The organism is Mesonia phycicola, from assembly GCF_900141885.1.
Classification (GTDB): Bacteria; Bacteroidota; Bacteroidia; order Flavobacteriales; family Flavobacteriaceae; genus Mesonia; species Mesonia phycicola.
In genome coordinates this window covers 151,362-174,280 of record NZ_FQYY01000003.1, presented here as the reverse complement: position 1 = coordinate 174,280, position 22,919 = coordinate 151,362, and the positions used below count along the sequence as shown (strand labels likewise).

The following is a 22,919-nucleotide window of genomic DNA, read 5'->3' as shown; positions in this document are numbered from 1 at the left end:
CTTGAAAGAAGATATTAAAATACCTGTTGTAGAAGGAGTTTATTTAGCAGCCGTAAATGCTTATAATGAAGATTATAGAGTTTATGACTGGTATGCATATTTAATAAATGAAAATAACTATCCTTTAGAAACTGTTTTAGTAGTTTCTAAAGGGTATGATAAAAAAGATAAGACTTCTGTGATGAGGCACAGTTTAAAGGTTTTAGCGGCAAAGTCTTTTGCTAAAGTAGAATTGCTACAACCAGATCTTTTAAAGTTAAATAATGAGTTTTCTGTAAGTTTTTTTGCAGAAGGAAAAATGCTTCATAAAAACTTTATTTTCAAGAAAAATACGGTGAGTAATAGCACAGCAAAAGAACTTCCTTTAATGCAAGAGAAAGGTATTTTAGCAGATTAAAATTTCTTAGGAGCTGCTTTTTTTAAATTCATAACTACAATAGAAGTTAAAATAAGAGCTATACCTAACCACTGATAAATACTTACTGTTTCGTTTAGTAATAAATAAGCGCTAAATACCGCTGTAGGTAATTCTATAGAAGTGATAATTACCCCTAAGCCTATATTTATTTTAGGCATTCCTGTTGTCATAAGTAATGGTGGTAATACAGTGCCAAATAAAGCTAGTATTGGTCCCCATTTTAAAAATATAGCTACGTTAAAGTTTTCTGTTAATGCAGGAGCTGTAATGCAACTAACTATAATTAACCCTCCTAGCATCATCCATTTGCTTCGGGTAATAGAAGGCAACTCTTTAGCAACAGTGTTAGAGGTGTAAATTGTTATAGTATAAGATAAAGCAGCCAAAAGGCCGTATAAAATACCTAGAGAGCTAACTTTAATGTCGCTAAATAAAATATTGGTAGCTAATACAGTACCAGACAGTATAATAATAACAGCCAGAATTTTTAAAAAGCTAGGTTTTTCTTTAGAGCGGATAACATCTAAAACAACACCCATCCAGACACTTTGCATTAATAACACAATACCAATAGAGACAGATACATATTTTACTGCCAAATAATAAAAAATGCTAGTAAGCCCTAGTGTAGTGCCAGCAGTAACTAATTGTAAAATATGTGTAGAGGTGACTTTTACAGTTGAAGAGCTTTTTTTTCCTTTATAAAAGAAATTTATAAGAAGTAAACACAAAAACCCGAGTGCCATTTGTGAGAATGTAACCTCTTGTACAGTATAGCCTTCTTCGTAAGCTAATTTTACAAATGTTGTAAGTACTCCGTAACTAGCAGCACCTAATGCTACTAGTAAACCTCCTTTAAGTGCGTTGTTTTTCAAGTTTTGTACTTATTTAATCTAACTTATCTGTAAGCTTTGTAAAAATAGATTTAGGGTCTTTTTGTTTATAAAGCATTTGGTATACAGCATCAATGATAGGGGTTTTAGCTTTGTGGTTTTCTTTGGCTTCATTAATTTTATAAGCACTTTTAGCAGCATAATAGCCTTCTGCTACCATATTCATTTCCATTTGAGCACTACGTACGGTATAACCTTTGCCAATCATATTACCAAACATTCTATTTCGGCTAAAAACGGAGTATCCGGTTACTAATAAATCGCCTAAATAAGCAGAATCATTAATGTTACGTTTCATTTTATGGGTTTTTTTAATAAAACGCTTCATTTCTCTTATTGCATTACTCATAAGTACGCTCTGAAAGTTGTCTCCGTAACCCAACCCGTGCGCTATACCAGCCGCAATAGCATATATGTTTTTTAGCATAGCGGCATATTCTGTACCTATTACGTCTTCACTAGTTTTACATTTAATATAGTGGCTACTTAAGTGATTAGCTAAAAAGTTGGCGTGGTTTTCATTTGCACAAGCAATAGTAAGGTAAGATAATCTCTCTAGCGCTACTTCTTCTGCATGGCAAGGTCCTGTGATTACTCCTATATTTTCAAACGGAATATTATAAATTTTGTGAAAGTGTTCTCCTACAATTAAACTTGTTTCTGGTACAATGCCTTTTATAGCACTAAAAATTACTTTTCCTTCTAAGGGTACTGTTAGTCTATCTAGTTCTGTTTTTAAAAAAGCAGAAGGGATTACAAAAACAAGATAGTCTGCGTTTTGTACGGCTTCATTAATATTACTAGTAAGTTGAAGCTGATTATTATTAAACTCTACAGAGCTTAAGTAATTAGGGTTATGGTCTTCTTTACGAATATGCTCTATGGCTGCTTCGTTACGCATATACCAATAAATTTGGTCTACATTTTCACATAACATTTTAGCGATAGCAGTTGCCCAGCTACCTCCGCCTAATACTGCAAATTTAGCATCTCTATTCATAGTTTTATTAGAATTTATTTCAAAGTTAAACTCTCTGTAGATTTAAGAGGTAATGATTTATTTTTTTTAACATTCATTAGCTATCATCTATACAATTATATAGAAAAGCTTCCGTTATTAAAATAGATTTTTTGGTTGGTTATTTCAAAGCCGTCTTGCAAATAATATGCAAGGCGGCTTTGTGTTTATGTATGTGTGTAATTTTAACAGGGTTACCTGTAAAAATTCATTTCATCTATATATTTCCAAACCTCAGGATGTAAAAGAGGAGTAATACGTTTATGGTCTCTAATTGCATTTCTAACAAAAGTGCTAGAAATTTGCATAATAGGAGCTTTGACTTGAGTAATCTTAGGGTGATTTTTAAACTCTTCCTTTACTTCAGAATTGGTAACTCTAGGGTATACAAAAACCTCATAACGCTCTAAAATTATATCGCTATTTTTCCATTTATGAAGAGTGTTTAAATTATCTTCTCCCATAATTAAAGCAAATTGATGGCGAGGGTGTTTTTCTTCTAAATGAGCAAGTGTGTTTACAGTATAACTAGGTTGTGGTAAATTAAACTCGATATCGCTAGCTATAATGTTTTCATATTCTTTAGTAGCTCTATATACCATATCTAGCCTATCTCGGTCTGCTAAAAGTGTGCTTTTCTTTTTTAAAGGGTTGTGTGGAGTAACCACCATCCATACCTCGTCTAAATCTGAAAATTCTACCATATGGTTTGCAATAACCACATGCCCAATATGTATTGGGTTAAAACTGCCAAAATATAAACCTACTTTTTTTTGCACTTGTTTAGTTATTTATAAAGTTTTTTACCAATTGGTAAGACTCATCTAAGGCTTTTTGTAAGTCGTTATTTATAATAATAAAATCAAACTGAGGGGCTGTAGCCATTTCTATAGAAGCCTTTGCTACACGCATATTTATACGGTCTTCTGTTTCTGTTTTACGCTTTTTAAGTCTAATTTTTAACTCTTCTATACTTGGTGGTTCTACAAAAACAGCTAATGTACGCTCTGGGTAAATATGTTTTATGTCTAAACCGCCAACCACATCAATATCAAACACAACGTGTTTGCCTTGCTCCCAAATACGTTCTACTTCTTTTTTTAGAGTACCGTAAAAGTTATCACGGTAAACTTCTTCCCATTCTAAAAAGTCTTCATTTTTAATATGCTCTTTAAACTCATCTAAAGACATAAAGTAGTAATCTTTACCATGGGTTTCATTTTCTCTTGCTTCTCTTGAAGTAGCAGAAATTGAAAAGTCTAGGTTAAGGTCTTTTTGTTTTAATAAATGCTGAACTATAGTAGTTTTGCCAGAACCAGATGGAGCTGAAAATACAATTAACTTTCCTTCAATCATTACAATACGTTTAACAGTTGTTCTTTAATTTTTTCTAACTCATCTTTCATTTGCACCACTAATTTTTGCATTGGTGCAAAGTTAGATTTACTCCCAATGGTGTTTATTTCTCTACCAATTTCTTGACCTATAAAGCCTAATTTTTTTCCGTTATAGCCAGGTGAGTTAAGTGTTTCTTTAAAATAGCTTAGGTGATTTTCTAATCTAATTTTTTCTTCTGTGATGTCGTATTTTTCAATGTAGTATACAAGTTCTTGTTCAAAACGATTTTCATCTACATTCTCTTTTAGCTCTGCAATGCCTTTTTGCAATCTATCTTTTACAGATGCAATACGATCTGGGTCAATTTCTATTACTTTAGCTAGCAATTCTTCTAAAATACCAATACGTAAATTAAAATCTTTTTCTAATGCTCTACCTTCATCTTCTCTAAAGCTATTAATTTCTCTCAAAGCCTCTTCTAGACCGTTTTCTATTGCTTTAAATTCAGACTCATCTATTTCTTCACGTTCTGTTTTTAAAGTATCTGGTAAACGCATTGCAATTTCTAATAAAGAAATATCATCTGCATTTTCTGTAGAAGGTATTTCTTTTAATTGCTGCATGTATTTTTTTACCACTTCTTTGTTTACAGAAGCAGAGGTAACCTCTCCAGTAGCTTCTACATATAAAGAGAAATCTACTTTTCCTCTAGATAGAGATTTAGAGATTGTGCCTCTTAATTCAAGTTCTTTTTCTCTGTATTGAGAAGGCATTCTTGCGTTAAGATCTAAGTTTTTACTATTTAAAGATTTTAACTCTATAGTGATTTTTTTATTAGGAAGTTCTATAATGCTCTTCCCAAAGCCGGTCATAGATTGAATCATTTGCTGCATTTAAATGTTGTGCAAAGGTAATAAAAACAATAATGTTAATAGACTTTATGCAGATTGTTTGCTTTTGCAAAAGGGATAGTAGTGGCATCCTTTTTTTAGTTGGGTAAAACTTAAAAAAGATATAACGAATAGCCCGGCCCGTAGGGTTTGCTCTACTACAAAAAATAGACGAATAGTTATGCTTGCATAGTAGTTTTTGTTATGTTTACTTTTTAAAATTAAATACAAGTTATGTTTTCTAAGAAATTTGAAATTAGATGGAGTGATATAGATGCAAACCGTCATTTAGCTAACTCAGCGTATATGAATTTTATGAGCCATACCAGAATGGCTTACTTAATGCAAAATGGTTTTGGGCAACAACAATTGGCCGAGCTTAATATTGGTCCGGTGGTTTTTTATGAACATATTTACTACTTTAAAGAGATATTTTCTGGTGAGCCTGTAACCGTTACTTTAGAGTTAAAAGGTTTATCTGAAGACGGAATGTTTTTTGAGTTTGTACATAATATTTATAACCATAAAGGGCAACATTGTGCAAGTTGTGAAATGTTAGGTTCTTGGATAGATTTAAAAAGTAGAAAGTTAACTTCTTTACCAGAGTACTTGGTAAAAGGCTTAGATAACTTATCTAGAACAGATGATTTTAAAATGTTAACCAAAGAAGATACGCGTAAAGCAGGAAGGTTACCAAAAAATATTAATCTTGATGAGCTTTAGTAGTAGATGGGTTTTTAGAGACCATAAATACACCTATAAAAACTAGTAATGCAGCTGTTATTTTAATAACGCTTAGTGTATCTGCTCCAACAAAAATTGAATAAGTTATTGCAATGAGTGGTTGTAAATATATAAAAACACTTAATGTAGAGGCAGATAGGTATTTTAGTGCATAAACATTTAATAGGTAAGTGAAAAAGGTTGTGCCTAATACTACAAACCCCATTTTCCAAATGGCATGAAAGGGAAGTGATAGCCACTCTACTTCTTGAAATTCTGAAATAGTTATTGGAAAGTTGATTACTACGGCAATAGTGAAAATCCATTTCATTAGGGTAATAGTGCTGTATTTTTTCACTAATGGTCTTACAATTATTAAATATGCACCAAAAGAAAGTGCATTAATTACAAAATACATATTACCAAGCATAGTGTCGGAAGCTTCCCCTATGCTTGGTTTACTAAAAAATATTAGTAATAATGCGCCACTTAAGCCCACTATAATTCCTGTAATTTTTAGTAAGGTAATGCGCTCTTTTAATAAGAGTGTAGATAATGCAAATACCATAATAGGAGAGAGTGTAGTAATTACAGAGCTGTTAATTGGTGTAGATAGGTTTAAACCTTTAAAAAAGAACAGCATATTTATTACCATACCAAAAACAGCACAGGCAATTAATCGAGGGTAATCTTTTCTTGCAATCTTCTCCCAAGGGTAAAATATACTCACTAGCCAAAAAAGAACCGCTGCTCCCAGTACTCGTAAAAATATAAAGCCAAAAGGCATAATAAATGTAGGCATTACCCCCTTTGCTAAAGTATGGTTAATGCCATAAATTGTACTTGCACCTATGGCAGCAAATATGGCGAGAATTCTTTTATCCATGCAGTTTTTGCTTCACGGCTTCTACTGTTTTTTTGCTATTTCCTATAAAAATTTCTTGATCTATAATAAATACAGGTCGTTTAAGAAAAGTATAATGTTCTAATAATAAGTTTTTTAAATCTTGCTCGGTTAGCTCTTTGTTTTTTAAATCTCTCTCTTTATATAATCTTGCTCTTTTGCTAAATAAACTTTCGTAACTGTTAGAGAGTCTGTGCATCTCTTCTAACTGATTTTCTGTAATAAGATTAGTTTTAATGTCTTGTTTCTCAAAATTTTCAGGAAGATTTATTTCTTTAAATATTCTCTTGCAAGTATCACAAGTAGAGAGGTAATATACTTTGTTCAATGTTTTTGTTTTTAAAAATTTAAATATTCTTGTACATCTTCTTTTTTGAAGATTAGTTCTAATTGCCCTTGCGCATAGCTAGCTGCTTCATAAGGATTGTAAATTAAAATCACTTCGTTTTCTGTAATAGCTATATTTTCTGGTAGAGAGTAAGTATCATCTTCAAAAAAGAATCCGTTAGAGTTAATACTCTGTGAAATAATATTGAATTTTTTTCTGAATTGTTTCTCTGCATAAGAAGTGAAAGCCTCTTCGTTAGAAAATAAATCTGAGATACTTAATTTTTCTCCAGTTTTTGTATTAAAATTTAAAAACCTAATAGCACCATAGCCGTGCGCTCCACCTGTAAAAAGGTAAAATTTAGTTTTGTAAGTTAATAAGCTATCATTTTTTACTAATTCTTCTTGATAAAGTTCTGCTTCATAACTTGCAGGAGATTCAGGAAATTCGTTTTTAAATTCAAAATACTCTTTTATAAAACTTTCAGCAGCTTCTTCTAAATTTTTAGAGGAAGAAGAATCTGGAGTACTGTTAAAAATTTCTACAAGATAGGCTTGGTTTTGTTGGTTGATTTTATCTGCATTTTTTCCTTTCGCTACTAAATAATTTAAATCTATAGTAGGACATTCATTTTCTTTACAAATTTCAAAAGCATTAGAATCTATAGAAATAGAAGTTAACTCTACAGAGCTCTCTTCTGTTAAAGACTCTTCTGTAACAGAAGTATCTTCTTTTTTTGAGTCACTTTTGCAAGCATTGAAAAGAAAAACGACTAAAAAACTTAAGCTCAAAATTTTTTTCATAGTTTAAATAAATTCATCATTAAAATTAAAGATACTGTGTTTTTGTTTAAACACAAACGGAATAGTACATTTGCTTAAAAGATAAAAAAAGAAAAAGAAAATTATGAAATTTAACACAAAAACAATTCACGGCGGACAAGAAAATACAGATCCAGCTTACGGTTCTGTAATGCCACCTATATACCAAACTTCTACTTATTCTCAAAGTACTCCAGGCGGTCATAAAGGTTTTGAGTACTCTAGAAGTGCTAACCCAACTCGTACTGCTTTAGAGAACTCTTTTGCGAGTATAGAAAATGGTAAATACGGATTAGCCTTTGGCTCTGGTTTAGCTGCCATAGATGCTGTTTTAAAACTATTAAAACCAGGTGATGAGGTAGTTTCTACTAACGATTTGTATGGTGGTACTTATAGATTGTTTACTAGTATTTTTAAAGATTTTGGTATTAAGTTTAACTTTATTGGTATGCAAAATGCAGAAGATATTGAAAAACATATTTCTGAAAATACAAAATTGATATGGGTAGAAACACCAACTAACCCAATGATGAACATTATAGATATTGAAGCTGCAGCAAAAGTGGCTAAGAAACATAATGTTTTATTAGGTGTAGATAACACTTTTGCAACACCATATTTACAACAACCTTTAGATTTGGGAGCAGACTTAGTAATGCATAGTGCCACTAAATATTTAGGCGGGCATAGTGATGTGGTAATGGGAGCTCTAGTGGTAAAAGATAAAGAACTGGCAGATAAATTATACTTTATTCAAAATGCAAGTGGAGCTGTAGCAGGACCTCAAGATAGCTTTTTAGTTTTAAGAGGTATAAAAACATTACACCTTAGAATGCAACGTCACTGTGAAAATGGTAAAGCAGTAGCAGAGTTTTTAAATAACCACCCAAAAGTAGATAAAGTATACTGGCCTGGTTTAGAAAGTCATCCTAATCATGAAATTGCTAAAAGGCAAATGAATGATTTTGGAGGAATGGTTTCTTTTACTACTAAAAATGATTCTTTAGAAGACGCTGTAAGTTTTGTAGAGAAATTAAAGGTATTTACATTGGCAGAATCTCTTGGTGGGGTAGAATCTTTAGCTGGTCACCCGGCAAGTATGACGCACGCATCTATACCAAAAGAAGAAAGAGAAAAAACAGGTGTTGTAGACTCTTTAATTAGATTAAGTGTAGGAGTAGAAGACGAAGAAGATTTGCTTAATGATTTAAAACAAGCTTTGGCTTAAAATTTAAATATGAAGTAATAAAAAAGAGCTGTTAGAAATTAATCTAACAGCTCTTTTTTTATAGTTGTATTATCTTTTTAATTAGTTGTTAAGGTAGAAAACATAACCAATGTTTAACCAGAACATCCAATCATTTGCTTCGTTCTGAGGGTTATTGTGGTTTAATCCATCTACAAAATCTGACCCATAAAAATGCCATCTTGCATCTAAAATTAAATCACTTTGGTCATTTAATCTATATCTAGTACCAACACTCCACGTTACCGCATATGTACCTCCAGAAGAAGTATCTATATATGGGTCTTCTCCTGCTGGAGCTAAAAATGCTGGATAAGTGTTAGAAGCAGCACCTAAACTTCCTGGTAAATCTGTAGTTGCCTCTGGACTAAAAGAGACAAAATGTATACCAAGGCTAGCATAAGGGGCAAAACTATAACGATTACTATCAAAATCTGTAATACTTCTAGGGTACCATTCTAGAGAAGGCCCTATTTCAAGAACTTTTGCTTTACCGTGCATAGATCTTAATTTAAGTCCGTTTTCTGTATCTTGATCTGCAAACTCGCCAAAATGATCTAAAGTAGTAGTGTGGTAATCTAATTCTGTTCTTACTTTAAAGTGATCATTAAAATAAGTGTCTCTAGAGTAGCAATTACAATCTGCTCTATAAGAAAAGTTGATATAGTGTAATAATCCAATACCAAACCCAATATTTCCAAAATTAGTCTCAGAGCTTCCTCTTAAACCATAATCAGATTTAAATGCTACAGGTCCTAATGTCACTCCTATCTCTTGTGAGAATCCTTGAGAATATGAAAAGCTATTAACAGAAACAATAGCAATCAAAGCCAATATTAGGTAGTTGGTTTTCATAGAAGTAGGTCTTTTACAGGCAAATATATAAAAACATTAGTTAGAACGAAATAAAACCACACAGATAATACTCTTATTTTTAAATCTTTAAAAAATCTTAAAATTTCTAAGAATATGAAAAAAAATGATTTGCTCTACTTAATTAAATTTATATTTGCATCGATATTTCACATTTAAATTATAAAAAATACATTTTATACAATATTATGAAAAAAAATGTTCAAGATTTTTTAGATAAAGTTAGTCAGCGTAATGCTCATGAACCTGAGTTTTTACAAGCTGTGCACGAAGTTGCAGAAACTATCATACCTTTCATTGAAGAGAATGAAAAGTATCAAAATAAAATGTTACTAGAGAGAATGGTAGAACCTGAACGTGTAGTTATGTTTAGAATTCCGTGGACAGATGATAACGGTAACATCCAAGTAAACAGAGGGTTTAGAATACAAATGAATTCTGCAATTGGTCCATATAAAGGAGGATTAAGATTTCACCCTTCTGTAAATTTAAGTATCTTAAAGTTCTTAGCCTTTGAGCAAGTTTTCAAAAATAGCTTAACAACACTTCCAATGGGTGGTGGTAAAGGTGGTTCAGATTTTGACCCTAAAGGTAAATCTGATAATGAAGTAATGCGTTTTTGCCAAAGTTTTATGACAGAGTTGTCTAGACATATTGGTGGTAACACAGATGTACCGGCGGGAGATATAGGTGTAGGAGCTAGAGAAATAGGTTACATGTTTGGCCAATACAAACGTCTTCAAAATGAATTTACTGGTATTTTAACAGGTAAAGGTTTAGCCTATGGAGGTTCTTTAATTAGACCAGAAGCAACAGGATACGGTAACGTATATTTTGCACAAAATATGCTAAAAACTAAAGGAGATTCTTTAAAAGATAAAACAGTTGTGATTTCTGGTTCTGGTAACGTTGCTCAATATGCTGCAGAAAAAGCTATGCAATTAGGAGCTAAAATTGTAACACTTTCTGACTCTTCTGGATATATTTATGATGCAGAAGGTTTAACTGAAGAAAAACTTTCTTTAGTGATGGAAATTAAAAATGAAAGAAGAGGCCGTATAAAAGAGTATTTAGATACATATCCAAATGCTAAATATCACGAAGGGAAAACTCCTTGGGCTGAAACTTGTGATGTAGCTTTACCATGTGCAACACAAAATGAATTAAACCAAGAAGATGCAGAAACATTGGTAAATAATGGTTGTATTCTTGTAGGAGAAGGTGCAAATATGCCTTGTACTCCAGAAGCTGTAGAGGTTTTTCAAAAAGCAAAAATCTTCTTTTCTCCAGGAAAAGCATCTAATGCAGGTGGTGTAGCTACTTCTGGTTTAGAAATGTCTCAAAACTCTTTAAGATTAAACTGGACAGCAGAAGAGGTAGATAGTAAACTTTACCAAATTATGAACGACATTCACGAAGCTTGCGTAAAGTATGGTAGTGATGGTAACGGTTATGTAGACTACGTAAAAGGTGCAAATATTGCAGGATTTGTTAAAGTAGCAGATGCAATGCTTGCTCAAGGAGCGGTTTAAATACAACTAACCTTATATAACAAAAAAGGCTGTAGAGAAATCTGCAGCCTTTTTTTTATGAGCTTTATTCAGATATATTTGTAACCAATAAACGCAATATTCAGTAAAAAGTAAGGTTATTGCATTAGATATTGTTTTATGAAGTTGATTTACACTTTTTTATTAGGTTTTTTATTCTCTTTTTCAATTTCAGCACAAGATTATTCTTCTAGCTGGGAGGGTTTGTATTCATATTATAATATTATAGATACCTATTCATCTAACAATAGAGTTTTTGCAGCGGCTCAAAACTCTATTTTTTATTACAATAATAATTCTGGAGAAATAGAAAAAATATCAACCATTAATGGGATTTCAGGAGAAGATATTTCTGCAATATACTATTCTAGTACTTATAACCTTGTTTTAATAGGGTACGAAACAGGTTTAATTAATGTGTATGATTTTGATACTCAAAAAGACCTTCAAATTATAGATATTACAGAGAAAGAAACTGTTTCACCAGAAAATAGAAAAATTAATGATTTTTATGAAGTAGATAATAAGATATTAATTTCTACCAATTACGGTATTTCTGTTTATGATATAGAAAAGCTAGAGTTTGGTGATACGTATTTTATTGGTAGTGCAGGGAGTCAATTAGAGGTAAGTCAAGTAACTGTACAAAATAACACTATATATGCAGCTACAAATGGAGAAGGTGTAAAGTATGTTTCTTTAAACAACCCTAATCTAATAGATTTTTCACAGTGGTTACAAGTTCCAAATTTAACTACAGTTACACGTATTACTGTATTTAACGATAAAGTTATATGTGTTAGTGATGCTAATATTTTATATGAAATAGAGCAAAATAGTGCTAGTCTATTAATGAATTTAAATGGGAATGTAAGAGATATTTATGCAGATGAAGATACATTTTATATTCTATATGTTACTAAATTAGAAGTTTATAATAGTCAGCTAAATAAAACTTATGAGTTTGGTATAAATAATTTAGAGTTTACTCCTAGTTTTTCTTCCGTTACATCTGTAGGAGATGATATTTTTATAGGTGATGCTAACCAAGGCCTTATACATACACTTTCTAACAACGCAGTATATGAGTATTTAAGTCCAAGTGGACCTTTAAGAAATAATGTTTTTAATATGGAAGTCATCCCTAATGAGTTATGGGTGGTTTATGGTGATTACGATGTATTTTATAACCCATACCCTTTAGAAAGTTATGGAGCAAGTCATTTAGATAATGATGAATGGATTAATATACCTTATGAAGATATTGGAGCTAAAACCTTAGTGAATATTGCCATCAATCCAGATAATGTAGACCAAGTTTTTATTAGTTCTTTTTACGATGGATTAGTACAAATAGAAGATAACGAAATAATAGAAGTTTACAATCAAAACAATTCTCCTATAGAAGAATTAATAAATAATGGAACTGCTGTAGCTAATGATACTCGGGTAAATGGAATTTATTTTGACAACAGTGGTAGGTTGTGGGGTAATGTAACTAGAGTTTTACACGGATTATTTAGCTTTACTCCAGATGATAATAGTTTTACTACGGTAGATATCACTTCAGCCATACCAAGTCCAGATTTTTACTCACAAAATTTAGGATTTAGTGACTTAATTATCGATAATTCTAATAATATTTACTTCGGAAGTTATGAGTACGGTTTGGTAGGATATCAAAGTTCAACCGGTACTTTTTCAAGATTAGCAGGAGAGAGTGGTAACTTACCAGAAGATTATGTTACCACAGTTGCATTAGATAATAATAATCAATTATGGATAGGAACCGCACGTGGTTTACGTGTGCTTTATAGTCCATCTACTATGTTTAGTTCTACTACCGCAGAAGCTCAAGAAATTATCATATTAGATGATGATGGGGTGGCACAAGAGTTATTAGCAGGTATTAGTATTGCAGACATTGAAGTAGATGGTAATAATAATAAATGGATTGCTACAGAAAGTGGTGTATTTTACATCTCATCTAATGGTCAAGAAACTATTTATAATTTCACTACAGCAAACTCTCCTCTTCCGTCTAATTCTGTAGTAGATGTAGAAGTAGATAATAGTTCTGGAGAAGTATATATTGGTACAGATAAAGGGATCGTTGTTTTTCAAGGTTCTGCAACATCTTCTCAAGAAACTTTAGAAAATGTAAGAGCATATCCTAATCCTGTAAGACCTAACTATTCTGGTATGGTTACTATAGATGGGTTAATAGAAGGTGCTAATGTGAAAATCACAGACATAGAAGGTAATTTGGTGTATGAAGAGTATTCACAAGGTGGTAGTATACAATGGGATACTCGCGCTTTCGGAAAATATAAAGTAGCCTCTGGAGTTTACTTGGTATTAATAACTTCTGCAGACCAAATAGAAACCAAGGTCACAAAAATTATGGTTATTCGCTAATGTTGGTAAAAACAAGAGCCATTATCATTCATTCCATTCGTTATCGCGAAGCAGATTTAATTGTAAAAGCATATACCCAAAGTAGCGGACTCAAATCTTACCTCGTACGTGGAGTTTTAAAATCTAAAAAAGGAAAACTTCGAGCTTCGATGTTTCAGCCGCTAACCCTATTAGATATAGAAGCCAATCATAAAGACAAAGGCACGTTAGAAAGTTTTAAAGAAGCAAAAGTAAACCCGGCTTACCAAACGCTAACAACAAACATATATAAATCTTCTATAGCTATGTTTTTGGCAGAAGTATTACACCAAGCCATACAAGAAGAAGAACAAAATACATCACTTTTTCAGTTTTTAGAAGAGTCGTTTTTATGGTTAGATGCAAATGAAAAATATGCCAATTTTCATTTATTATTTATGGTAAAGCTTAGCTCATTTTTAGGTTTTTATCCGCACCAATACCATCCAGATTTGCCATATTTTAACCTACTCGATGGTGAATATCAATTAGATGATACCAATAAATATTGCATCCAAAATGAAAATTCAGAATTGCTAAAGCAATTTTTGTTGGTCAATTATAATACAGCCTCTACCATAAAACTCAATCAGGTAAAACGAAAAAACTTTATAGAAATGCTTGTTCTTTATTTTGAGTTGCATTTGCACGGTTTTAAAAAACCACGTTCTCTAGATATTCTGCATCAACTATTTTAAGATTTTTTCTCTATAGGAATATAAATTACCTCTTCAGAATCTTCACTATCTCCTTTGTATTTTTCACCCATCACCGCAAAATGTGGCCGGTTAGCTAATACAAAATCAGAATTTGGTAGCCATCCACCAAAAATTTTTCCGTAAAAAGCAGCTGCTTCACTAGCTTTTCCTTTATAATTAAATTTTGCATACAATCCTTTAGAAATTTGTAAAGCCTCAAAATCATTTGGTATATTTTCAGCAGAATCAATTTCAACTGCCGCCCATTTCTCAAATATTTTTGTAGGATCAAAAGCTTTAAAAAAGCTTACGTCACGATAAATTTCTACAGAAAATAAGTCATTATTTTTAGCCTTTACTAAATGTTTTTTTGGCATTAATGCAGACCATAATTCCTCAGTTTTATTATTACTAAAACTCATTTTAGTTTTTAACCCAGCTAGTAATTTCGACTCTATATTTACTATTTCTACTTGCATTTCAATTCTAATCTTTCCATCAAAGATACAATTTTAAGGGCGTGTCCCGTTGGGTCGGGCTATTCGCTATATCTTTTTTGCTTGTCATTTTTATCAAAGCCGAAAAGTCACTTATATAAAGCAAAAAAGGATGCCGCTACTATCCCTCACGCAAATAAAAGTTGTCACCACCTTCCAACCCCAATGTAATACTTAACTTGATTCAGCATCTCACCTCGAGCTTCATTCTGTACAATACTTGTTTTTCTCTAATTCAACACCTCCAATCAATTATTAATATTTCTAGCCAACTTCATTTTTAGTTTCACTTCTACTTCGTCATGCTGAACTCGATTCAGCATCTCATCATGCTTACTTCAACAAAAACAATTACTTCTGTAAACTCCCCAAACCAAATCAATTAGTTAAATTCAACCCAACACCTCTTAAATTTCCGCTAAGATTTCGGCAAATACCAAATTTCAAAATTGCTTTTTACTAACTTGAGTTACATGAAAACACCATTACTCGCATTTAACCAAAATGGAATATATTGTGAAGCCGCCGATGTGTATCTAGACCCATGGAAACCGGTTAAAAAAGCCATTATCTCGCACGGTCATGCAGATCATTCTCGGTGGGGACATCAACAATACATTACGCATCACACCAACGTGCCAATTATCAAACATCGGTTAGGTGATATTGTGGTAGCTGGTAAAGCGTGGAACGAAACTTTCACCATTAACGGAGTCAAATTTTCACTTCATCCTGCTGGTCATATAATTGGTTCGTCACAAATTAGAGTAGAACATAAAGGAGAGGTTTGGGTGTTCACTGGCGATTATAAAACTGAAGAAGATGGCTTGGCCGTTCCGTATGAGGTGGTGAAATGCCATACTTTTATTACCGAGTGTACTTTTGGCTTACCGGCCTTTAAATGGGTGCCGCAGCAACAGGTTTTTCATGATATCAATACGTGGTGGCAACAAAATAAAGAAGATGGTAGAACTTCCATTTTGTTTGGATACTCTTTAGGGAAAGCGCAACGTCTTTTAAAACATTTAGACACTTCTATTGGTAAAATTTATACGCACGGCGCGGTTGAGAATATGACAGAGGTGATTAGAGAAATTGCAGACTTGCCACCAACCCAAAAAATTACAAGAGATACTAAAAAAGAAGACATCAAAGGTAATATTGTGATTGCACCACCAAGCACACACGGATCACCGTGGATTAAAAAAATGGTACCTTATGTAACAGCATCTGCCAGTGGCTGGATGACGTTTCGTGGTGCGCGCCGTCGCCGAGCTATAGATAAGGGTTTTGTCTTGTCTGATCATTGTGATTGGCAAGGTTTGCTTACTTCTATTAAAGCAACAGGAGCAGAAAAAGTAATTTGTACGCACGGTTATACCGATATTTTTTCTCGCTTTTTAGCAGAACAGGGTTACGATGCCAGAACCGAGCAAACGCAATATGAAGAAGAAAATGCCGAGCAAACGAGCAAAGAAAAGGACTAAAAAATTTTTAAATAAAATCACTCCGTTAAAACTTGTTTTAATATCTCTTCTTAGTAAGGAGAGGTGTTTAAAAGAGTTCCTTCTCTAAAATAGGGAAGGTGGCATTCCGAAGGAATGACGGAAGGGTAAAATAAACAAAATGAAGCAATTTGCAGAACTTATACGTACTTTAGATAGCACCAACAAAACCACGCTAAAAGTTGAGGCGCTTGTATATTACTTTAAAATTGCAACCGATAAAGATAAAGTGTGGACCATTGCTATTCTTTCTCATCGTCGCCCACCAAGACCTGTAAATACCACATTAATGAGAGAATGGGCTTCAGAGTTTTCTAAAATTCCGATGTGGTTGTTTGAAGAGTCGTATCACATTGTGGGCGATTTGGCAGAAACGATTGCTTTAGTAATTCCGCCTTCAGAAGAATCTTCAGAGAAAAGTTTACATCAGTTTCTTCAAGAAATTATAGAGTTAAAAGCTCGTTCAGAAGAAGAAAAGAAAGAGTATTTGTACGAAAATTGGTTCAGTTTAAATTATTACGAACGTTTTGTATTCACTAAACTCATTACCGGTAGTTTTAGAATTGGTGTAAGTCAGAAATTAATGACGCGTGCTTTATCAAAAGCCACTGAAATAGATGAAGATATTCTCGCCTATAAATTGATGGGAAATTGGGACCCTGCAACCACCACGTTTACCGATTTGGTACTTGAAGAAAATCCAGAAGATTACCTCTCTAAACCTTATCCATTTTATTTGGCTTATGCGGTCAAAGGCGAACCGCAAAGCTTGGGAGATGTAAAAGAATGGGCAGCCGAGCATAAATGGGATGGTATTCGTTCGCAAGTAATTATTAGAAACGGAGAATTGTTTGTGTGGAGTAGAGGGGAAGAATTGGTGACCGATAAATACCCAGAATTTGAAAAATTTATCAATCTTATTCCCGACGGGACGGTGATAGACGGAGAGATTTTACCTTTTCCGAAGAATGAAATCGGTACGTTTAAAGATCTACAAACCCGAATCGGCCGAAAGAACATTACCAAAAAACTTTTAGTAAAAACGCCGGTCATTTTAAAAGCTTACGATATTTTAGAATGGAAAGGCGAAGATATTCGAGAAAAAGCTTATCAAAAAAGACGAGAAATTTTAGAACAACTTTTTACGGAAGTGGCTTCGGAAGAGATTCCGCTACATTTATCATCAACCATTTCTTTTCAAACTTGGGAGGAAGCCGCTAAAGAACGGGAGCGATCACGTGAAGTAAAATCGGAAGGATTAATGCTGAAGCGTTGGGATTCTCCTTACCTCGTAGGAAGAAAAAAAGGTGATTGGTGGAAATGGAAAGTCGACCCGCTTACCATCGATGCGGTGTTAACCTACGCGATGCGTGGCCACGGAAGGCGAAGTAATTTATTTACCGATTACACCTTCGGGCTTTGGGACAATGAGAAAGAAGAATTGGTAACCTTTGCAAAAGCCTATTCCGGACTTACAGATGCAGAATTTCGAAAAGTAGACGCGTGGATCAAGAAAAATACGCTAGAACGTTTTGGTCCGGTACGAAGTGTAACGCCACATCACGTGTTTGAAATTGCTTTTGAAGGAATTGCTGAATCGAGCCGACATAAAAGTGGAGTCGCTACCCGTTTTCCTCGAATTTTACGTTGGCGAAAAGACAAAAAAATTGAAGAAGCCAATACATTAGAAGATTTAAAAGCATTAATTCCGAAATGAAACCTCACCGCCAAAACAGGTTTTGCCACCTCTCCTTTTTAAGGAGGGGAACTTAAAAAGTTCCTTCCCTAATTTGGGGAAGGTGGCTTCTGAAGCGATAGCGAAAGAAGACGGGAGGGTAAAATCATTCACCTAAATTCTAACTAAACCCTTGAAAATACTTACTTTTAAGACTTTAATAAAATAAATATATAAATGAAAAAAATATTGTATTCGGCAGTTTTGGTGAGTTTGCTTTTTGCTTGTAAACAAGAAGAAAAACAAGAAACTACTTCAGAAAAACCAAAACAGGAAGAAGTGTATGAGGTAAAAGAAGTTACTTCAGAGACTAAACAAGAAAAAGAAAATCACCAACTAAGAAGTGTCTCAAAAGCTCAGAGTGCGCCAGCAATTGATGGAGTTGCAAACGATACTGTTTGGCAAAATTTAGAATGGTACCAACTTGACCAAAATTGGGTAGGTGACGATTATACCAAAGAAGATTTTCAAGGTAAATATAAACTTACTTGGAATGAAGAAGCTATTTATTTATTAGTAGAAATTCAAGATGATATTTTAATAGATCAGTATAAAGATCCTTTTAAAACTTGGTGGGATGATGATTGCGTAGAAGTATTTATAGATGAAGATAACTCTGGAGGAGAGCACCAATACGGTCATAACGCATTTGCTTATCACGTAGCACTAGATGGTAATGTGGTAGATTTTGGTCCAGATAAAGAACCACATTTATATAATGACCATGTGAAATCTGCTCATAAAACAGAAGGAAATACAACAGTTTGGGAGTTAAAAGTAAAAATTTATCCAGACACCTATCAAGATGAAAATAATAGTGTAGAACCTGTAAAACTTTCCGCGGGTAAAAATGTAGGTTTTGCATTGGCATATTGCGACAACGATAGCAGTAAAGAACGTGAGAACTTTTTTGGCTCTGTCTATGTTCCTGGAGTAGATAAAAACCAAGGGTGGAAAGATGCTAATATTTTTGGTACTTTACATTTAGAAGAGTAAAACCACCCCAACTTCACAAGTGAAGTTTTCCCCTCCTTGAAAAGGAGGGGAGCAAAAAAAATGATCCTTCCCTAATTTAAGGAAGGTGGATTTTTCTGATAAGAAAAATTCGGAAGGGTAAATATTAAGGAAAGGTAACATTCCGTTGGAATGACGGAAAGGTTCAAATAGCTAAAATGAAAAATAAACCAATTCATAACAGAAAATATTTAGAATCTTTCCGAAAAGAATTGAGGGAAAACTTAACTCCTGCGGAAGCTTTTCTTTGGAAGCATTTGCAGAGAAAACAATTGAAAGGAAGAAAATTCAGAAGACAACATAGCATTGAAAATTTCATTGTAGACTTTTATTGCGCTCAAGAAAAATTGATTATTGAATTAGATGGTGAAGTTCATAAAAATGCAACTGCTGAAGAGAAAGATAGGAAAAGGGATAAAAGATTAGAGGAGCTAGGATTTAAAGTTTTACGTTTTGAAAATAAAATGGTTTTTGATTTTTTACCGTCTGTATTAAAAGAAATAGAAGATAATTTTGAATAGAAACCTCTCCGTCAAAACAAGTTTTGCCACCTCTCCTTTAAAAGGAGAGGAACTTCTAAAGTTCCTTCCCTAATTTAGGGAAGGTGGCATTCCGTAGGAATGACGGAAGGGTAAACACAGATTCTGAAGTAAAGTAATAAACAAGATGAACAAAAAAGAGCTTTTAACCATTGCAGAAAATTGGTTTACCCAGCAAGGTTGGAAGCCCTTTCCTTTTCAGAAAAAAACTTGGGATGCTTATCTCAAAGGGAAAAACGGACTCTTAAACGCACCTACTGGAAGCGGAAAAACTTACGCGCTTTGGGTGCCGATTGTTTTAGAATACCTAAAGCAAAATCCCAATTATAAAACCAAACCTCAAAAAGGCCTAAAAGCCATTTGGATCACGCCGCTTCGAGCACTTTCTGTTGAAATTGCGCAAGCGGCTACTCGTTTTGCAGAAGAAACCAACTCGGGATTAACTGTTGGGATTCGCACCGGCGATACTTCTCAAAAAGAACGCGCGGCGCAAAAAAAGTCGATGCCCGATTTGTTAATTACTACGCCAGAGAGTTTACATTTATTGCTTTCTTCAAAAAACTACCCGAAACTTTTTAAAAATCTAAATGCGATTGTCGTCGATGAGTGGCACGAGTTGCTAGGGAGTAAACGTGGCGTTCAAACAGAATTAGCACTTTCTCGCTTAAAAACCGTTTCAAAAAATTTAAAAATTTGGGGTATTTCGGCCACTATCGGTAATCTTCCGCAGGCGCAAGAAGTTTTGTTGGGAGCCGAAGGTGAAGCACTTCAAAATTCAACATTAATCAAAGCGAATATTCAAAAGCAAATAGAAGTCAAGTCGATTATTCCGGAGTCAATGGAAAAATTTCCTTGGCGTGGACATTTGGGTTTGCATTTGTTAGATGAAATAATTCCGATTTTAAACAATTCAAAAACTACATTAATTTTTACCAATACGCGTTCGCAATGTGAATTGTGGTTTCAAAAATTAATGAATAAGTATCCCGAATTTGCCGGAGAAGTGGCAATGCATCACGGGAGCATCAACAAAGAAACGCGACTTTGGGTAGAGCAAGCGATTAGAAACGAAAGTCTAAAAGCAGTTATTTGCACCTCAAGTTTAGATTTAGGAGTAGATTTTGCTCCGGTAGAAACCATTATTCAAATTGGAGGACCAAAAGGCGTCGCTCGTTTTTTACAACGCGCCGGGAGAAGTGGTCACCAACCGGGAAAAGCAAGCCGAATTTACTTCTTGCCCACGCACGCTATGGAACTTATTGAAGCGGCCGCACTACAAAAAGCGGTTGAGAAAAAAGCGGTAGAAGATCGTATTCCGTACCTGCAAAGTTTCGACGTTTTGGTACAGTATTTAACGACTTTAGCGGTTTCCGACGGATTTTACCCCAATGAAATTTACCCTGAAATTAAATCGACATTCTGCTTTCAAGGTTTAACCGAAGACGAGTGGCGTTGGTGTTTAAATTTTATCACGAAAGGAAGCCAAAGTTTGCAAACCTACGACGAATATAAAAAGGTAGAAATTGAAGACGACGGTAAATTTAAAGTCAACCATCGTGGTGTTGCGATGCGTCATCGTTTGCAGATCGGGACAATTGTTAGTGACGCTATGCTTACTGTAAAATATATAAAAGGCGGTTATATTGGTACGGTAGAAGAGTGGTTTATTTCTAAATTAAAACCAGGAGACGTGTTCATGTTTGCTGGCAGAAACCTAGAACTTTCGAGAATTAAAGGAATGCAGGTATTGGTACGCAAGTCTAAAAAGAAAACCGCTAAAGTGCCAAGTTGGATGGGCGGCCGAATGACCTTTTCTGCACAAATGAGTGAATTACTTCGGGAAGAATTATACGAAGCCGCAGAAAGTCTTTCTGTCACTTCGAGCCTTTCGTCTTCGCTCAAGACAAGCTCTGTCGAGAAGTCTCCCGAATTAACAGCACTTCAACCTATTTTAGAACGACAACAATTAGAGTCGATCATCCCAAAACAAGATGAATTTCTTATCGAAACTTTTAAAACTCGTGAAGGTTATCACGCTATTTTTTATCCGTTTGAAGGGCGTTTTGTGCACGAAGCTTTGGGAAGTTTATTGGCGTATCGCATTAGTTTGTTGTCGCCAATTTCTTTCAGCATTGCGTTTAACGATTATGGTTTCGAGCTGCTTTCAGACCAAGAGATTGATATGCAACAAGTTTTAGACAACAATTTGTTTTCCGCAGAATTTTTAATGGACGATTTGTATAAAAGCCTAAACGCGACCGAAATGGCTCGCCGAAAATTTAGAGATATTGCCGTGGTTGCTGGCTTGGTTTTTACCGGTTATCCCAATAAATTGATTAAAAGTAAACACTTACAGTCAAGCTCTCAATTGTTGTTTGATGTATTTCGAGATTATGAAGATGATAATTTATTATTTCAACAAGCTTTCCGAGAAACCTTTGAGCATCAATTAGAAGAAGGCAGATTACGGTTGGCATTAGAGCGAATTCATCAGCAAAAAATCGTTTGGAAATCCTGTCAAAAACCAACTCCATTTTCATTTCCCATCATCACCGATCGATTACGAGAAAAGCTCTCTTCAGAAAAATTAGAAGATCGCATTCAGCGTATGCTTAAACAACTCGAAAAATAATTCCTGCACAGGCAGGAACCTTAAAAAAGCTCTAAACGACCTCAATCTTTTATAGATAACCCTACAGTTTTACCTTCTAATTTATAGGGATTCAAACCTCTCCGCCAAAACAAGTTTTGCCACCTCTCCTTTTCTAAGGAGAGGAGCTTTATAAAATGTTCCTTCCCTAATTTAGGGAAGGTGGGTTCTGAAGTGTTAGAAAAAGAACTCGGAAGGATAAAAATAAATTTACTTGGGCGTTTCCCTACCGGGTCAGGCTATCCGTTGCAATTCCTCATAAGTTTTCGCTGTCGCTACAACTTATTGTGGGATTTTCACTGCTATCCCTAACGCAAAAAGCTTGTTAAGAATAACCAGTATTTAGCATCTATGAATTATCTTAGCCTTTCTAATCAAAATTTAAAAAATGAAAAATCTAGTTTATATCTGTCTTGCTATTGTAATGTTTAGTTGTAATTCAGCAAAAAACAATGAAAATATCACCATTAATCTTATTTCTAAAGGAGATTTATACGGAGATGGAGCAGAAGGAATAGAAGAACAACAAACGGTTATAGACAATCAACAAGATTGGAATGCGCTTTTCGAGAAAATTAATATTAATGAAAAAAGTGCAGCAACCTCGTTTATATCTATTGATTTTAACAAGCAAATGTTATTAGCAATTTTTGATAAACAAAGAACCACTGGCGGTCACGCTATAAGTATTGTAGAAAGCGTAGAAGCAAAAAATAAAGTTACTTTTAAGTATAAAATTACTCATCCAGATGGTTTAGCTACAATGGTAATGACACAGCCTTTTTATTTAGCAACCATAGCAAAAACAGAAAAAGAAATTGTGTTTGAAGAAGTAAAATAATA

At 33.9% G+C, this 22,919-nt stretch carries 22 protein-coding genes; 12 read left to right on the top strand and 10 right to left on the bottom strand.

The window, feature by feature from the left end; genetic code table 11:
- Window position 1 precedes the first annotated feature (1 nt).
- Window positions 2–397, top strand: a complete 396-nt coding sequence (locus tag BUC03_RS05405; protein ID WP_073149044.1) for a hypothetical protein — start codon at window positions 2–4, stop codon at window positions 395–397.
- Here the strand turns inward: BUC03_RS05405 and BUC03_RS05400 are convergent.
- The 5 genes from BUC03_RS05400 to BUC03_RS05380 form a co-directional block, all read right to left on the bottom strand.
- Window positions 394–1,293 carry an EamA family transporter gene (locus BUC03_RS05400; RefSeq protein ID WP_073149042.1) on the bottom strand — a complete coding sequence of 300 codons (900 nt, stop codon included), beginning with the start codon at window positions 1,291–1,293 and terminating at the stop codon, window positions 394–396. The genes BUC03_RS05405 and BUC03_RS05400 overlap by 4 nt on opposite strands.
- Before the next feature lie 13 nt (window positions 1,294–1,306).
- Window positions 1,307–2,311: an NAD(P)H-dependent glycerol-3-phosphate dehydrogenase gene (locus BUC03_RS05395; RefSeq protein ID WP_073149040.1), complete on the bottom strand. Its 1,005-nt coding sequence runs from the start codon at window positions 2,309–2,311 to the stop codon at window positions 1,307–1,309.
- Window positions 2,312–2,523: 212 nt separating this feature from the next.
- Window positions 2,524–3,108 carry a nicotinate (nicotinamide) nucleotide adenylyltransferase gene (gene nadD / locus BUC03_RS05390; RefSeq protein ID WP_073149038.1) on the bottom strand — a complete coding sequence of 195 codons (585 nt, stop codon included), beginning with the start codon at window positions 3,106–3,108 and terminating at the stop codon, window positions 2,524–2,526.
- 4 nt (window positions 3,109–3,112) lie between these two features.
- On the bottom strand, window positions 3,113–3,685 hold the full coding sequence (gmk, locus tag BUC03_RS05385) for a guanylate kinase (protein ID WP_073149036.1): 573 nt from the start codon (window positions 3,683–3,685) through the stop codon (window positions 3,113–3,115).
- Entirely contained in the window at window positions 3,685–4,551 is an 867-nt protein-coding gene (locus BUC03_RS05380; RefSeq protein ID WP_073149419.1) for a YicC/YloC family endoribonuclease, read from the bottom strand. The genes gmk and BUC03_RS05380 overlap by 1 nt, the downstream gene beginning before the upstream one ends.
- A gap of 240 nt (window positions 4,552–4,791) precedes the next feature.
- On the opposite strand from BUC03_RS05380, the gene BUC03_RS05375 reads away from it, so the two are divergent.
- The gene (locus BUC03_RS05375; RefSeq protein WP_073149034.1) at window positions 4,792–5,280 is read left to right on the top strand and encodes an acyl-CoA thioesterase; all 489 of its coding nucleotides are present in this window, start codon (window positions 4,792–4,794) and stop codon (window positions 5,278–5,280) included.
- On the opposite strand, the gene BUC03_RS05370 is transcribed toward BUC03_RS05375, so the two are convergent.
- Genes BUC03_RS05370 through BUC03_RS05360 form a run of 3 tightly spaced genes read right to left on the bottom strand, consistent with a single transcriptional unit; the run spans window position 5,261 to window position 7,315 of the window.
- Window positions 5,261–6,166, bottom strand: coding sequence for a DMT family transporter (locus BUC03_RS05370; protein ID WP_073149032.1), 906 nt, complete (start codon window positions 6,164–6,166; stop codon window positions 5,261–5,263). The two genes, BUC03_RS05375 and BUC03_RS05370, sit on opposite strands and share 20 nt — an antisense overlap.
- On the bottom strand, window positions 6,159–6,512 hold the full coding sequence (locus tag BUC03_RS05365) for an arsenate reductase family protein (protein ID WP_073149031.1): 354 nt from the start codon (window positions 6,510–6,512) through the stop codon (window positions 6,159–6,161). Before BUC03_RS05365 ends, BUC03_RS05370 begins: the two co-directional genes overlap by 8 nt.
- Before the next feature lie 11 nt (window positions 6,513–6,523).
- Window positions 6,524–7,315, bottom strand: a complete 792-nt coding sequence (locus BUC03_RS05360) for a DUF3298 and DUF4163 domain-containing protein (protein WP_073149029.1) — start codon at window positions 7,313–7,315, stop codon at window positions 6,524–6,526.
- Between the two features lie 100 nt (window positions 7,316–7,415).
- On the opposite strand from BUC03_RS05360, the gene BUC03_RS05355 reads away from it, so the two are divergent.
- Window positions 7,416–8,561, top strand: a complete 1,146-nt coding sequence (locus BUC03_RS05355; RefSeq protein WP_317041150.1) for a cystathionine gamma-synthase — start codon at window positions 7,416–7,418, stop codon at window positions 8,559–8,561.
- An 81-nt stretch (window positions 8,562–8,642) separates the two neighbouring features.
- Here the strand turns inward: BUC03_RS05355 and BUC03_RS05350 are convergent, their stop codons facing one another.
- Window positions 8,643–9,434, bottom strand: a complete 792-nt coding sequence (locus BUC03_RS05350) for a THC0290_0291 family protein (protein WP_073149025.1) — start codon at window positions 9,432–9,434, stop codon at window positions 8,643–8,645.
- A 206-nt stretch (window positions 9,435–9,640) separates the two neighbouring features.
- Between BUC03_RS05350 and gdhA the strand changes: the two genes are divergently transcribed.
- From gdhA to recO, 3 genes are all read left to right on the top strand, one after another.
- A complete protein-coding gene (gene gdhA, locus BUC03_RS05345; protein WP_073149023.1) occupies window positions 9,641–10,984 on the top strand; it encodes an NADP-specific glutamate dehydrogenase in 1,344 nt (447 codons plus the stop codon).
- Window positions 10,985–11,122: 138 nt separating this feature from the next.
- Window positions 11,123–13,420: a type IX secretion system anionic LPS delivery protein PorZ gene (porZ, locus tag BUC03_RS05340; RefSeq protein WP_073149021.1), complete on the top strand. Its 2,298-nt coding sequence runs from the start codon at window positions 11,123–11,125 to the stop codon at window positions 13,418–13,420.
- Window positions 13,420–14,136, top strand: a complete 717-nt coding sequence (gene recO, locus BUC03_RS05335; RefSeq protein WP_073149019.1) for a DNA repair protein RecO — start codon at window positions 13,420–13,422, stop codon at window positions 14,134–14,136. Before porZ ends, recO begins: the two co-directional genes overlap by 1 nt.
- Here the strand turns inward: recO and BUC03_RS05330 are convergent.
- Entirely contained in the window at window positions 14,133–14,615 is a 483-nt protein-coding gene (locus BUC03_RS05330; RefSeq protein ID WP_073149017.1) for a GyrI-like domain-containing protein, read from the bottom strand. The two genes, recO and BUC03_RS05330, sit on opposite strands and share 4 nt — an antisense overlap.
- Before the next feature lie 491 nt (window positions 14,616–15,106).
- On the opposite strand from BUC03_RS05330, the gene BUC03_RS05325 reads away from it, so the two are divergent.
- The 6 genes from BUC03_RS05325 to BUC03_RS05300 all read left to right on the top strand — a co-directional run bounded on the left by BUC03_RS05325 (window position 15,107) and on the right by BUC03_RS05300 (window position 22,917).
- Window positions 15,107–16,120 carry a ligase-associated DNA damage response exonuclease gene (locus BUC03_RS05325; protein ID WP_073149015.1) on the top strand — a complete coding sequence of 338 codons (1,014 nt, stop codon included), beginning with the start codon at window positions 15,107–15,109 and terminating at the stop codon, window positions 16,118–16,120.
- Between the two features lie 139 nt (window positions 16,121–16,259).
- A complete protein-coding gene (locus tag BUC03_RS05320) occupies window positions 16,260–17,855 on the top strand; it encodes an ATP-dependent DNA ligase (protein WP_073149013.1) in 1,596 nt (531 codons plus the stop codon).
- 195 nt (window positions 17,856–18,050) lie between these two features.
- The gene (locus BUC03_RS05315; protein WP_084112818.1) at window positions 18,051–18,869 is read left to right on the top strand and encodes a sugar-binding protein; all 819 of its coding nucleotides are present in this window, start codon (window positions 18,051–18,053) and stop codon (window positions 18,867–18,869) included.
- 176 nt (window positions 18,870–19,045) lie between these two features.
- A complete protein-coding gene (locus BUC03_RS05310; protein ID WP_073149011.1) occupies window positions 19,046–19,408 on the top strand; it encodes an endonuclease domain-containing protein in 363 nt (120 codons plus the stop codon).
- Window positions 19,409–19,553: 145 nt separating this feature from the next.
- Entirely contained in the window at window positions 19,554–22,058 is a 2,505-nt protein-coding gene (locus BUC03_RS05305) for a ligase-associated DNA damage response DEXH box helicase (protein WP_073149009.1), read from the top strand.
- A gap of 406 nt (window positions 22,059–22,464) precedes the next feature.
- Window positions 22,465–22,917 (top strand): protease complex subunit PrcB family protein, encoded by a 453-nt coding sequence (locus BUC03_RS05300; RefSeq protein ID WP_073149007.1) that lies wholly within the window; start codon window positions 22,465–22,467, stop codon window positions 22,915–22,917.
- The last annotated feature ends 2 nt before the right edge of the window (window positions 22,918–22,919 follow it).

Excerpts from the sequence above, each read along its gene's own strand:
- BUC03_RS05395 (WP_073149040.1), bottom strand. The coding sequence starts at position 2,311 with ATGAATAGAGATGCTAAATTTGCAGTATTAGGCGGAGGTAGCTGGGCA.
- gmk (WP_073149036.1), bottom strand. The coding sequence starts at position 3,685 with ATGATTGAAGGAAAGTTAATTGTATTTTCAGCTCCATCTGGTTCTGGC.
- BUC03_RS05380 (WP_073149419.1), bottom strand. The coding sequence starts at position 4,551 with ATGATTCAATCTATGACCGGCTTTGGGAAGAGCATTATAGAACTTCCT.
- BUC03_RS05375 (WP_073149034.1), top strand. The coding sequence starts at position 4,792 with ATGTTTTCTAAGAAATTTGAAATTAGATGGAGTGATATAGATGCAAAC.
- BUC03_RS05370 (WP_073149032.1), bottom strand. The coding sequence starts at position 6,166 with ATGGATAAAAGAATTCTCGCCATATTTGCTGCCATAGGTGCAAGTACA.
- BUC03_RS05360 (WP_073149029.1), bottom strand. The coding sequence starts at position 7,315 with ATGAAAAAAATTTTGAGCTTAAGTTTTTTAGTCGTTTTTCTTTTCAAT.
- BUC03_RS05350 (WP_073149025.1), bottom strand. The coding sequence starts at position 9,434 with ATGAAAACCAACTACCTAATATTGGCTTTGATTGCTATTGTTTCTGTT.
- gdhA (WP_073149023.1), top strand. The coding sequence starts at position 9,641 with ATGAAAAAAAATGTTCAAGATTTTTTAGATAAAGTTAGTCAGCGTAAT.
- porZ (WP_073149021.1), top strand. The coding sequence starts at position 11,123 with ATGAAGTTGATTTACACTTTTTTATTAGGTTTTTTATTCTCTTTTTCA.
- recO (WP_073149019.1), top strand. The coding sequence starts at position 13,420 with ATGTTGGTAAAAACAAGAGCCATTATCATTCATTCCATTCGTTATCGC.
- BUC03_RS05330 (WP_073149017.1), bottom strand. The coding sequence starts at position 14,615 with ATGCAAGTAGAAATAGTAAATATAGAGTCGAAATTACTAGCTGGGTTA.
- BUC03_RS05325 (WP_073149015.1), top strand. The coding sequence starts at position 15,107 with ATGAAAACACCATTACTCGCATTTAACCAAAATGGAATATATTGTGAA.
- BUC03_RS05320 (WP_073149013.1), top strand. The coding sequence starts at position 16,260 with ATGAAGCAATTTGCAGAACTTATACGTACTTTAGATAGCACCAACAAA.
- BUC03_RS05315 (WP_084112818.1), top strand. The coding sequence starts at position 18,051 with ATGAAAAAAATATTGTATTCGGCAGTTTTGGTGAGTTTGCTTTTTGCT.
- BUC03_RS05310 (WP_073149011.1), top strand. The coding sequence starts at position 19,046 with ATGAAAAATAAACCAATTCATAACAGAAAATATTTAGAATCTTTCCGA.
- BUC03_RS05305 (WP_073149009.1), top strand. The coding sequence starts at position 19,554 with ATGAACAAAAAAGAGCTTTTAACCATTGCAGAAAATTGGTTTACCCAG.
- BUC03_RS05300 (WP_073149007.1), top strand. The coding sequence starts at position 22,465 with ATGAAAAATCTAGTTTATATCTGTCTTGCTATTGTAATGTTTAGTTGT.